The sequence below is a fragment of the Ruegeria sp. genome (assembly GCF_965199275.1).
Lineage (GTDB): Bacteria > Pseudomonadota > Alphaproteobacteria > Rhodobacterales > Rhodobacteraceae > Ruegeria.
Genome location: NZ_CBDAQX010000022.1, coordinates 61,199 through 73,576 on the forward strand (window position 1 = coordinate 61,199; position 12,378 = coordinate 73,576).

Sequence of the window (12,378 nt, forward strand, 5' to 3'; positions counted from 1 at the left end):
CGACAGGGAGCACGCGCATGAGCAATTTCGGAAAAGGATGTCACCTGCATCTGATCGACGGATCGGCCTTTATTTTTCGGGCCTATCACGCGCTGCCTCCACTGACGCGCAAGTCGGATGGTTTACCGATTGGCGCTGTGTCGGGCTTCTGCAACATGCTGCAGAAATATGTCGAAGGAAATGCCGGCCCTGATGCGCCGACCCATGTGGCGGTGATTTTCGATAAGGGTTCGCATACGTTCCGCAACGATCTTTATGATCTCTACAAAGCCAACCGCGAGGCGATGCCCGAGGATTTGCGCCCGCAGATGCCGCTGACCCGCGAGGCGACGAAGGCCTTCAACATCGCCTGCAAAGAGCTTGAGGGCTATGAGGCGGACGATATCATTGCCACGCTGGCCGTGCAGGCGCGCGATGCGGGTGGGCGGGTGACCATCGTCAGTTCCGATAAGGACTTGATGCAGCTGGTCGGCGGCGGCGTTGAAATGCTGGACGCCATGAAGAACAAACGCATCGATACAGATGGCGTTTTCGAGAAGTTCGGCGTCGGCCCAGATCGCGTGGTCGATGTGCAGGCTCTGGCTGGGGATAGCGTTGACAACGTGCCGGGGGCCCCTGGGATCGGCGTCAAGACGGCGGCCCTTTTGATCAACGAATATGGTGATCTGGAAACACTGCTGGACCGCGCGGAAGAGATCAAACAGCCCAAGCGCCGCCAGACGCTGATCGAAAAGCGTGATCAGATCGAGCTATCGAAGAAGTTGGTACAGCTGGATGAGAACACGCCGCTGGATTTCACCCTCGACGACCTAGAAGTACAGGACCCCGATCCCGATACCTTGCTGGGCTTTCTGGCGGAAATGGAGTTCCGCACCCTCACCAAACGGATTGCCGACAAACTAGGGGCCGAGGCCCCGGTTATCGCCGATGCGCCCGCGCCAATCGCGGAAGAGATTGTTGCTGAGGCGATCCCGTTTGACGCGTCGAAATACGAATGCGTTCGGGACGCAGGCGCTTTGCAGAAGTGGATTGATCAGGCCTATGAACGCGGCTGGGTTGCCGTAGACACCGAGACAACCGGGCTGAACGAAATGATCGCCGATCTAGTCGGCATTTCGCTTTGTATCGAAGCAGGGGAGGCCTGCTATATCCCGCTGACCCATAGAGATGGTTCAGCGGATGATCTATTCGGCTCGGATGCGCTGGCCGAGGGGCAGATGCCGCTGGATGAGGCTCTAAAAGTGCTGAAACCGCTGTTCGAAGACCTCTCGATCCTCAAGATCGGGCAGAACATGAAGTACGATGCCAAGATCTTTGCGCGCTACGGAATCGAGGTGGCTCCGATCGATGACACGATGCTGATGTCCTACGCCATGCATGGCGGTGAGCATGGGCATGGGATGGATACATTGTCCGAGCGCTATCTGAGCCACACGCCGATCCCGATCAAACCGTTGCTGGGGTCGGGCAAATCGGCGATCACCTTCGAGAAGGTCGCGATTGATGAGGCCACGGCCTATGCAGCCGAGGATGCGGATATCACGCTGCGCCTGTGGCAGTTGTTCAAGCCGCAACTGCATCAGGTTCAGGTGACGACGGTTTATGAAACGCTCGAACGCCCGCTGGTGCCGGTTCTCAAAGAAATGGAGATGCACGGCATCAAGGTCGACCGCGATGTCCTCAGCCGGATGTCGAATGCCTTTGCGCAGAAAATGGCCGGTTTAGAGGCTGAAATTCACGAGTTGGCCGGTGAGAACTTCAATGTCGGCTCGCCCGCGCAGTTGGGTGAGATCCTGTTCGACAAGATGGGTTTGGAGGGCGGTAAGAAAGGCAAGACCGGGAAATACTCGACTGGCGCTGATATCCTTGAAGATCTGGCGACCGAGCATGAGTTGCCCCGCCGGGTGCTGGACTGGCGACAGCTGTCGAAGTTGAAGTCGACCTACACGGATGCGCTGCAAACCCATATCAATCCGGACACGGGCCGCGTGCATACGTCTTATTCGATCACCGGGGCGAACACGGGCCGTTTAGCCTCGACCGATCCCAACCTGCAGAACATCCCGGTGCGCACCGAGGAAGGCCGTCGCATTCGTGAAGCGTTCATCGCCGAGCCGGGCAATGTGATGGTCAGCCTCGACTACAGCCAGATCGAGTTGCGTATTCTGGCGCATATTGCTGAGATACCGGCGTTGAAACAGGCTTTTGCCGACGGGTTGGACATTCACGCTATGACGGCGTCCGAGATGTTTGATGTACCGTTGGATGAGATGACGCCGGATATCCGCCGTCAGGCCAAGGCGATCAACTTTGGTGTGATCTATGGCATCTCGGGCTTTGGTCTGGCGCGCAATTTGAGGATTCCGCGCGCCGAGGCACAAGGCTTCATCGATCGCTATTTTGAGCGTTTCCCTGGTATTAGAGCCTATATGGACGACACGGTCGCCTTCGCTAAAGAGAATGGCTATGTGCAGACCTTGTTCGGACGCAAGATCCATACGCCTGAGATCAACGCCAAGGGGCCTCATGCCGGGTTCTCGCGTCGGGCGGCGATTAACGCTCCGATTCAGGGGACGGCGGCAGATGTGATCCGGCGCGCGATGGTCCGGATGCCTGAGGCGATCAATGGGCTGCCGGCCAAAATGCTGTTGCAGGTCCACGACGAATTGCTGTTCGAAGTCGCCGAAGATGCGGTGGATGAGGTGATTGGCGTTGCGCGGGACGTGATGGAGGGGGCCTCGGACCCTGCCGTGAAGCTGGACGTGAAATTGGTTGTGGATGCCGGTCAGGGGGCGAACTGGGCCGAAGCGCATTAAAGGGCGCTGCTCATCAGGCCCGGCGGGCCCTCTTCGCAGCGGGTCAGTCCTGCGGCCTGACCATGCGGTTGACGAACCGTTGCACACTGGGGCCGAACAGCAGGATTACGGTGAAGGCGATGGGCCAGCAAAAGGCCCATGAAGCCATCCAGTCGCCAAGGGTAGAGGGGCCAAAGCCGATGGCTTTGACCGTGGCGATCCCGGTGACGATGCAGGACATCAGCCCGGACATGATCAGGCTGAACACGGCGCGGGCATAGCGGGCAGGGATCATGAGGCGTTTCCTTGGTATCTACGGTAGGACGAACGGCGCTATTTGCGGATCAGAGATCTGCATTGGCAAGAACTGCCTTATGCATCCAATCCAGGGATGAGCTTGTCAAAGCTGTTGAGGGAGTATATTCCGCACTGACCCATCCTTCATAGCCAGAGACCTCCATCGCCTTAAATAGGGTCTGAAAATCCAGATCTCCGCTACCCGGTTCGGACCTGTGGGGCGCTGCGCCGATCTGGGCGTGGATGACGCGATTGTGAAAACGATCCCAAATCTCCAGCGGATCCGAGTGGATCATCTGTGCGTGAAAGCTGTCATATTGCAGGCCCAGGTTGGGGCGATCCACGCGGTCCAGAACCTCGGCGGCCAAATCGTAGTCGTTAAGGAAATAGTCGGGTTGGGACACTTGGTTCAGCGGCTCGATGGTGAAGGTCTGGCCGGGGGCTGTATCGGCGGCCCATTGCAGGTTGCGAACAAAGCAATCCAGCGCCTCAGGCCCCGATGCATAGCCGGACATGATGTGGATCAGGCCGGGTTTGAGCACATCGGCATAGCGCAAGACGCGGCGGATATCGGATTGGAACCGCGCCTCACCGCCGGGCACGGCGGCATAGCCCGGCTCACCCCCCGTGTAGTTTGGCGGAGGCGCGTTGATCAGCACAAGCTCCAGACCGTTGGCCAGAAGGGCACGGCGGGTCTCTTTTGCGGCCAGCTCATAGGGGAACAGAATTTCAACGGCTTTGAAGCCCGCCTCGGCCGCAGCCTGGAACCGCTCCAGATATGGGAGTTCGGCAAAGAGCAGCGAGATATTGGCGGCGAATTTGGGCATGAGAGGCCTTTGGGTCGGTGATCCGCCCAAGCTTAGTCGCCACCGATTCTCGAGGAAAGGGATTGAAAACGACAGATTGTCGAAAATCGACAAGAAGGCAGGCCCAAGTCCAGAGATGTTTGGGCTAATACGGCGAATCATTCATCTGCGCCGTTTCAACAGAAGGTCCGATCCCATGGCGATGAGCCCTGATCCTGTGTGCGGGAACACTCTTCCTATGTCCACTGGCCGCAGCTCGGCCTTGTCTGGAAACGGTTTGGCTGTGGCGTCCATGCTGACCTGGGCGGCAGGGTTTCCTGCGGCCGAAGTATTGCTACAGACTTGGCCTCCGGTCGCGCTGTTCGTGGCGCGTCTGGCGCTTGCCGTGGCGGTCATGGTGCCTTTGTGGTTTCTGATCGACGGGCCAAGCCGGGTTTTGCGCGCCCGTTGGGGTCATGCGATGCTTGTTGGAGGGACGCTCGGGGCCGGGATGTTCCTGATCATCGTTGCGCAGAAGCTGACAGATCCGGTGACCGTCGCCATCATTGCCTCCTGCGCGCCATTGTTTGCCACTCTGATCGAACTGGCAACCGGGGCACGACGGTTGCGCTGGAATTTCGCGCTGGGCGTTGTGGTGTCCATCATTGGCGGTCTGATCGCGACCAGTGCAGTGGCGCCCGCGCAATTGGGTTTGGGCGCGATCTGCGCCATCGTGTCCACCGGGTTGTTCTGCTGGGCGACTATGGCAACGGCGAGGGATTTTCCCGAGCTGAGCCAGACCGGGCGCAGCACAATTACGTTCTTCGGCGGCTTAGTCGTCGCTTTGCTGCTGTTTTTCGGGGCACGCCAAGTGGGTATGGATGTCATGCCAACGGCGCAGATTGATGTTCAACAGATCGGAATGCTTGGGATCTATGCTCTGGTGTCTATGGGCCTCAGCCAGGTTCTGTTTGTCGGATCCGTTGGGAAACTGGGCGTTGCTTTGGCCTCGTTCCACATCAACATCGCACCGTTCTACGTGATGCTGATCATGCTGGTGCTGGGGGAAGAGTGGAACTGGACCCGCGCTTTGGGCGCAGGGGTCGTTGCGGTGGCCGTAGTGCTGGCGCAGGATCGGAAATTTGCAAAGGCGGCTTAGTCCGGCAGGTCTTCTGACTTGATCAACGGAAAGAAGCGCTGTTCGGACCAAACTCCGAACCAGTCCTCATGATGGGTACCCATCTCGACCAGCCGGTAAAAGCTCTTGCGGTCAATCCGGGCCTCAAGCCCGTCGCGGATCAGAATGTATGGAGAGGGTTCCTGGGTCTGCGGGTCCATGACAACGCGGATCGGATGATCCGGCCCGGCCACCGCGACATCGCCAACCTTGGTGGTGAAAGTCAGAGCCTGCGCCTCACCCTCGCCCGAGGCATCGACATCTACCGCGATGAACGGCGCATCCTCGACGGTGATTCCCACCTTCTCGACTGGGGTCACCAGGTAGTATTTCCCGTCCTCCAGCTTAAGAATTGAAGAAAAAAGCTTCACAAGCTCGAAACGGGTGATGGGCGAGCCTAAATAACTCCAAGTGCCATCTTTGGCGATCCGGATGTCCAGATCACCGCAAAAAGGGGGATTCCAGAGATGAACGGGGGGTAAACCCTTGGTTTTGGTCGCTTTGATCGACGCCGCAAGACCGTCAGGGGAAGGTTTCACAGGTTTTTGTCCGCTCATTGCTTTTGCCATTTCCTCTCAGCGCGATAGACTTCATCTATAATAGTCCACGGAAGGGAAAGTCATGTCCGAACCTGCCGACCTCGTGTCCGAGATCGAAGCGTTGGAAAACAAGCTGCAAGAGGCGAAATCCTCGATCACCCGCCGCTTCATCGGGCAGGAGAGGGTCGTGGATCTGACCCTGACGGCGCTGCTGTGCGGGGGGCATGCCCTGCTGATCGGTTTGCCGGGTCTGGGAAAAACCCGACTGGTTGAAACGCTGTCCACCGTGATGGGCCTTCATGGCAACCGTATTCAATTCACGCCTGACCTGATGCCCGCCGATATTCTGGGGTCCGAGGTTCTGGACACCGCCGATGATGGCAGCCGACATTTCCGGTTTATTTCGGGGCCGATCTTTTGTGAGCTGCTGATGGCGGATGAGATCAACCGCGCCAGCCCTCGGACGCAGTCTGCCTTGCTGCAGGCGATGCAGGAACGCACAGTGACCGTGGCGGGCGAAGATCGGGTGCTGGGCACACCGTTCCACGTGTTGGCAACGCAAAACCCGATTGAGCAAGAGGGCACCTATCCGCTGCCCGAAGCTCAGCTAGACCGTTTCCTTGTGCAGATCGACGTGGAATACCCTGATCGCCAGACTGAGCGGGATATCCTTCTGGCCACCACCGGCGTGGCCGAGGACGAGGCGCATCAGATCTTCAGCAAAGAAGAGCTGTTGGCCGCCCAAGTCCTGCTGCGCCGGATGCCTGTGGGGGATTCGGTTGTGGAACTGATCCTCGATCTGGTCCGCGCCTTCCGCCCCGAGGAAGCGGGCGTCTCGGATCGCGTCGCTGAAACCGTTGCTTGGGGTCCCGGTCCGCGTGCGGCGCAGGCGCTGATGATGACCGTGCGGGCGCGGGCGATGTTGCAGGGGCGTCTGGCCCCGAATGCCGAGGACGTTCTGGATATGGCCCGCCCGGTTCTCAGCCACCGGATGGCTCTGAATTTCGCGGCGCGCGCGCGGGGCGACAGCCTTGCCGATCTGATCGATAGCACAGCGGCTGGCCTGATCCGCACTGAGGCTGCGGCGTGAATGCTGCGCTAACCCTTCGTCAACGTTCCGAGGCCGAGGCGTCCCGGCTGCCGCCGCTATTGGCGCGGGCCGAACATCTGGCAGGCACTGTTCTGTTGGGTGACCATGGCCGACGTCGATCCGGCATGGGGGACGACTTCTGGCAATATCGTCCCGCCCAGATCGGAGACAGCCGCCGGATGATCGACCACCGCCGCTCGGCACGCGGGGATCAGCAATTCGTGCGCGAACGCGAGTGGCAGATCGCGCAGTCGGTCATGCTGTGGGTCGATCAGGGGGCATCGATGCGCTTTGCGTCGGATAAGGCGCTGCCCTCCAAGGCGGATCGTGCTCGGCTGTTGGGTCTGGCGACCGCGATCCTTCTGGTGCGCGGCGGGGAACGTGTTGGCCTGACGGGTACAACCCTGCCGCCCCGACGCGGGAACGCACAGATCATTCGTTTGGCCGAGGCGTGGTCAGAGGACTCGGAGGTCGACTACGCGCCACCCGAACACCGCGCCATGATCCCTCATGCCCGTGCGGTGTTCATCTCGGATTTTCTTGGCCCGATGGATGAGGTTGAACTGGCCCTGACCAAAGCAGCAGATCGCGGCGTTCGGGGTGTTTTGTTGCAAGTCCTCGATCCGGGGGAAGAGACGTTCCCCTTCGCGGGCCGCACCATTTTTGAAAGCGTCGGCGGCACCGTTCGGCGTGAAACGCTGAAGGCCGGAGAGCTGCGCGACCGGTATCTGGACCGCCTTGCCGAGCGCAAGGATGCGCTGACGCATCTGTGCCGCGCGACCGGCTGGCAATTGGGTCTGCACCACACCGGAGAAAGCGCGCAATCGGCTCTATTGTGGCTCTATCGTGCGCTGGACGGGGGTGTTCAATGACCGTTTTGGCGGGCATCGGTTTCACTGCGCCGTGGGTGTTGTTGGGTCTGCTGACCCTGCCGATTCTGTGGCTGATCCTGCGCGCGGTGCCGCCCGCGCCGATCCGTCGAATGTTCCCGGCGGTTACACTTTTGCTCGGCCTCAAAGACGACGAAAGCGTATCGGACCGAACGCCTTGGTGGTTGCTTTTGCTGCGGATGCTGGCGGCGGCAGCGATCATTATCGGTTTGGCCGGTCCCGTGTTGAACCCGTCGCGCGATCAGACGGGCACAGGTCCCCTGATGTTGGTGTTGGATGCAAGCTGGGCCGGGGCCACGCGCTGGTCGTCGACGCTGGACCAGATCGACGCGCAATTGACCGAAGCCGGGCGCGCAGGCCGCCCCGTCTCGATCCTGCGCCTGACCGAGCCGGAATCGCCCGTGTTTCAGGCGGCCGAGGCGTGGCGCAACCGTTTGCCGGGGCTTGTTCCGAACCCGTGGCAGCCGACCGAAGATCAGGTTGATCAGGTCATCGCCGCGCTGGGTCAGGTCGAGGGCGGGTTTGATACGCATTGGTTCAGCGACCGCTTGAGCTATGAAAAACACCCTGAGTTAGTGTCTGAACTACAGTCCCGCGGGCAGGTCACCGTCTACCGCTCAAACGCGGCAGCGTTGGCACTTTTGCCGGCCGTTTATCAGGACGGAGTCATTCAATTGACCGCATTGCGGGCCGAACCGGGCCCGGAGGAGAGCGTGACCGTTCTGGCGCAAGGCCGTGACCCGGCAGGCACGGCACGGGTACTGCAATCGGCCGAGATGACTTTCGCAACCGGAGAAACACAGGCCCAGATCGACCTCGCCCTTCCGTCCGAGCTGCGCGCCCGGATCACACGGTTTGAGCTGCAGGGCCAGCGCTCGGCCGGGGCGGTGACGCTAACCGATGACAGTTTGCGGAGGCGCGAGGTTGCGCTGATCGCCGGAACCCTCAACCGCGAGGGGTTGGAGCTGTTGTCGCCGCTCCATTACCTCACGCAGGTTCTGATCCCCACCGCCGATTTTGTTGAGGGCGGCCTGCCCGAGGTTCTACCTGCAAATCCCGATGTAATTGTGCTCTCGGATGTCGCCCAGATCTCGGGTCCGGAAGAGGTTGCCCTGATCGAATGGGTCGAACAGGGCGGCCTGTTGCTGCGATTTGCAGGGCCCCGCATGGCGGCGAGCGATCTGGGTCGCGATGAAGAGGATACGCTGCTGCCAGTTCGCTTGCGCAGCGGCGGTCGCACCGTTGGCGGCGCAATGAGCTGGGGGGAATCCAAGACACTGGCACCGTTCCCCGAGGACTCGCCCTTTTACGGGTTGCAGATACCGAATGACGTGACCGTGTCAACTCAGGTTATGGCGCAACCAGACCCTAACTTGGCCGATCGCGTGATTGCGTCGCTTTCGGACGGCACCCCTCTGGTCACGCGCAAGGCGCTGGGTTTGGGACAGGTTGTGCTGTTCCACGTGACCGCCGATGCGGAATGGTCCAGCCTGCCGCTGTCTGGCCTGTTCGTGGAAATGCTGGACCGTCTGGCCGTTGCCTCGGCCGCGAAATCGCGTCAGGTCGCGCAATTGGAGGGCACCACGTGGGAGCCGGTTCAGATCATGGATGGGTTCGGAGCATTGTCCGATGCCGGTACGCTGGCGGGTGTGGATGGGGTTGAGCTGGTGTCAGGACAGATTGGGCCCGACCTTCGTCCCGGCCTCTATGAAAGTGGGAAGCAAAAGCTGGCGCGGAATGTGCTGTCCGAGGATACAACGCTCAGCCCTGTTGCATGGCCCGCGGATGTGCCGATCCGTGGGCAGGAGGCCTCAACCGAGACGCCCTTGGGAGGAATACTTCTGAGCCTCGCATTGATCCTTTTGACCGTGGACGTAATCGCGTCTCTGGCCTTGTCGGGCCGATTGGGTCTGGCCAAGGCGGCAGCGGTTGCTATGGGGGCCGTGTTGCTCGTGCCCGAGGCGCAGGCGCAGTCGCCCGATGAGACCGACTTTGCCCTCGCCGCCACGCACGAACTGGTTTTGGCGCATGTGCTGACTGGCGACAGCCAGGTGGACGACATCGCACAAGCCGGGTTGCAGGGATTGGCCCAGACGTTGAACTACCGAACCTCGGTCGAACCCGCTGCGCCGATTGGCGTTGATCTGGAACGGGACGAGCTGGCTTTTTTCCCCCTGCTTTACTGGCCCATCACGCAGGATCAGCCGCGCCCGTCGGATGAGGCCTATGCCAAGCTGAATGCCTATCTGCGCTCGGGCGGTATGATCCTGTTTGACACGCGCGATGCGGATATCGCGGGTTTCGGTGCCTCCAGCCCCAATGGGCGCAAGCTGCAGCAACTGGCCGCACCGCTGAATATCCCCGCGTTAGAGCCGATTCCGAACGATCACGTGCTAACGCGAACTTTCTATCTTCTGCAGGATTTCCCCGGACGCTACGCCGGAACCGATGTCTGGGTTGAGGCCGCTCCGCTGGATGCCGAGCAGATCGAAGGGATGCCCTTCCGCAACCTCAACGACAATGTGACACCTGTGGTGATTGGCGGCAATGACTGGGCCGGGGCATGGGCGGTGGATCGCAATGGGCAAGCCCTGCTGCCGGTCGGTCGAGGCTATGCGGGGGAGCGTCAGCGCGAGCTGGCCAATCGCTTTGGGGTCAATCTGGTGATGCATGTGCTGACCGGGAACTACAAATCCGATCAGGTCCATGTGCCTGCTCTGCTGGACAGGTTGGGACAATGACCGGAACCGTTATATTTGATCCGCTGATCCCGTGGCCAATACTACTTGTGGTCGCCTCGATCGCCGTTGCAGGTGTGGTCGTGGCGGTCTGGCGTGGGTTGTCAGGATGGGCTTTGCGTGGGTTGGCCGTTTTGGTGGTGATCGCGGCGCTTGCCGGTCCGGTCTATCAGGTCGAAGACCGCGCGCCGCTGACAGATATCGTTCTGATGATCGAGGATGAAAGCGCCAGCCAGACGCTCTCGGACAGGGCCGACCAAACCGCCCAAGCGGCCGAGGCCTTGGCGGCCGAAATCGAGTCGCGCGACAACACCGAACTACGCCGCATCCGCGTGGGCGACGGAGATGGCGACGAAGGCACGCAAGTGATGGCCGCTGTGAATGCGGCCCTGGCCGAGGAGCCGCGCGCGCGGGTGGCCGGTATCCTCGTGGTCTCGGACGGGATCGTTCATGACGTTGACCAAGCGCCCGACCTGCCTGCGCCGCTGCACCTTTTGCAGACCGGGCGTGAGAACGACTGGGACCGCAGGCTCATCGTCCGCAATGCACCTGCCTTTGCCATCATCGGTGAACCCGTCACCCTGACCCTGCGCGTCGAAGACAGCGGAGCGGCTCCGGGCGGGGCCACCAGCGCGCCGCTTGAGATCTCGGTCGATGGGGGCGAGCCGGAGGAATTTCGTATCCCCATCGGCGTGGATGTCGAACTGCCGATTTCTTTGCCGCATGGGGGCCGCAACGTCATCCAGTTCACGGTCCCTGAGGCCGAAGGTGAGCTGACCGACCGCAACAATACAGCATTGATCCAAATGAACGGTGTGCGTGACCGGCTGCGCGTTCTGCTGGTATCGGGCGAGCCACATCCCGGCGGGCGCACTTGGCGCAACCTGCTGAAATCCGACAGCTCGGTCGATTTGGTGCATTTCACAATTCTACGCCCACCTGAGAAGCAAGACGGTGTCCCGGTGGATGAACTGTCTCTGATCGCCTTCCCGACACGCGAACTGTTTCTGGAGAAGATCAACGATTTCGACCTGATCATCTTTGATCGTTACAAACGCCGGGGCATCTTGCCTGCGATCTATCTGGATAACGTGGCCGATTATATCGACAACGGGGGCGCTGTGCTGATCGCCGCAGGCCCTGATTTCGCCACCGCGGATAGCATCTTCCGCTCGCCCCTCGCGGGCAGTCTTCCGGCGCAACCGACGGCACGGGTGATCGAAGAGCGCTACGTTCCCATGGTTAGTGGTCTGGGGCATCGGCACCCTGTGACTACCAATCTGGGCGATTCCGAGGATTGGGGTGCATGGCTGCGCCAGATCGATGTGAATGAACGCTCGGGCCAGGTGCTGATGACCGGCCTTGAGGACCGGCCGCTATTGGTACTGGACCGGGTGGGTGAAGGGCGAGTAGCCCTGCTGGCGTCAGACCACGCCTGGCTATGGAGCCGGGGTTTTGAAGGCGGCGGGCCTCAGCTGGAATTGCTACGCCGTCTGGCACATTGGATGATGAAAGAGCCCGAGCTTGAAGAAGAGGCGCTCTGGGCCGAGGCCAACGGCCAGTCGATGCGCATCATTCGCCAGACCCTCGAAGAAGAGGTCGGGCCGGTCACGATCACCCGGCCCAATGGCGAAACGCTTGAGATCACCCTTGAGGAGGTCTCGCCCGGACGGTTCGAGGCGCAGTATTTCGGACCCGAAATTGGCCTCTATCGCCTGCAGGAAGGCGATTTGATGGCCGTGATCGGCCTCGGCCCTGCGGCCCCGAAAGAGTTCGAGCGTACGATCGCAACCGGCGACGTGCTTGAACCTGTGATCGCCGCCATGCGCGGTGGCGTGATCCGGCTGGAGGAGGGTTTGCCCTCAATCCGCAACGTCCGCGCTGGGCGTCCGGCGGCGGGGCGTGGCTGGATCGGTCTCACCCCGCGCGAGGCCTATGAAACGCGGGTCGTCACGCAGGCCGGGCTGCTGCCGCCGTGGCTGGTTCTGCTGCTGGCCGGTGGGTTCTTGCTGGGCGGTTGGCTGCGCGAAGGCCGTCGCTAGATCGCTCCGAGTTAAACCTGAAACG

At 60.9% G+C, this 12,378-nt stretch carries 9 protein-coding genes; 6 read left to right on the forward strand and 3 right to left on the reverse strand.

Annotation, left to right across the window (positions count from 1 at the left end; translation table 11 throughout):
• Nucleotides 1-17: 17 nt before the first annotated feature.
• Nucleotides 18-2,816, forward strand: coding sequence for a DNA polymerase I (gene polA / locus ACOERD_RS20055; protein ID WP_419740217.1), 2,799 nt, complete (start codon nucleotides 18-20; stop codon nucleotides 2,814-2,816).
• Nucleotides 2,817-2,859: 43 nt separating this feature from the next.
• On the opposite strand, the gene ACOERD_RS20060 is transcribed toward polA, so the two are convergent.
• Together ACOERD_RS20060 and ACOERD_RS20065 are read right to left on the reverse strand one after the other, a co-directional pair.
• Nucleotides 2,860-3,090: a DUF2798 domain-containing protein gene (locus tag ACOERD_RS20060; RefSeq protein ID WP_170472889.1), complete on the reverse strand. Its 231-nt coding sequence runs from the start codon at nucleotides 3,088-3,090 to the stop codon at nucleotides 2,860-2,862.
• Nucleotides 3,091-3,139: 49 nt separating this feature from the next.
• Nucleotides 3,140-3,919, reverse strand: a complete 780-nt coding sequence (locus tag ACOERD_RS20065; RefSeq protein ID WP_419740218.1) for a hydroxypyruvate isomerase family protein — start codon at nucleotides 3,917-3,919, stop codon at nucleotides 3,140-3,142.
• A 256-nt stretch (nucleotides 3,920-4,175) separates the two neighbouring features.
• Here ACOERD_RS20065 and ACOERD_RS20070 point away from each other — a divergent pair, with 256 nt between their 5' ends.
• Nucleotides 4,176-5,036 (forward strand): DMT family transporter, encoded by an 861-nt coding sequence (locus ACOERD_RS20070; protein WP_419740219.1) that lies wholly within the window; start codon nucleotides 4,176-4,178, stop codon nucleotides 5,034-5,036.
• Here ACOERD_RS20070 and ACOERD_RS20075 read toward each other — a convergent pair.
• Nucleotides 5,033-5,623: a DUF1285 domain-containing protein gene (locus tag ACOERD_RS20075; protein ID WP_419740220.1), complete on the reverse strand. Its 591-nt coding sequence runs from the start codon at nucleotides 5,621-5,623 to the stop codon at nucleotides 5,033-5,035. The two genes, ACOERD_RS20070 and ACOERD_RS20075, sit on opposite strands and share 4 nt — an antisense overlap.
• Nucleotides 5,624-5,675: 52 nt before the next feature.
• Between ACOERD_RS20075 and ACOERD_RS20080 the strand changes: the two genes are divergently transcribed.
• The 4 genes from ACOERD_RS20080 to ACOERD_RS20095 are packed head-to-tail and all read left to right on the forward strand — an operon-like array spanning nucleotide 5,676 to nucleotide 12,353.
• Nucleotides 5,676-6,683 (forward strand): AAA family ATPase, encoded by a 1,008-nt coding sequence (locus ACOERD_RS20080; RefSeq protein ID WP_170379521.1) that lies wholly within the window; start codon nucleotides 5,676-5,678, stop codon nucleotides 6,681-6,683.
• On the forward strand, nucleotides 6,680-7,555 hold the full coding sequence (locus tag ACOERD_RS20085) for a DUF58 domain-containing protein (protein WP_419740221.1): 876 nt from the start codon (nucleotides 6,680-6,682) through the stop codon (nucleotides 7,553-7,555). Before ACOERD_RS20080 ends, ACOERD_RS20085 begins: the two co-directional genes overlap by 4 nt.
• On the forward strand, nucleotides 7,552-10,314 hold the full coding sequence (locus ACOERD_RS20090) for a DUF4159 domain-containing protein (protein ID WP_419740222.1): 2,763 nt from the start codon (nucleotides 7,552-7,554) through the stop codon (nucleotides 10,312-10,314). The genes ACOERD_RS20085 and ACOERD_RS20090 overlap by 4 nt, the downstream gene beginning before the upstream one ends.
• Nucleotides 10,311-12,353 carry a hypothetical protein gene (locus ACOERD_RS20095; RefSeq protein WP_419740223.1) on the forward strand — a complete coding sequence of 681 codons (2,043 nt, stop codon included), beginning with the start codon at nucleotides 10,311-10,313 and terminating at the stop codon, nucleotides 12,351-12,353. The genes ACOERD_RS20090 and ACOERD_RS20095 overlap by 4 nt, the downstream gene beginning before the upstream one ends.
• Nucleotides 12,354-12,378: the final 25 nt, after the last annotated feature.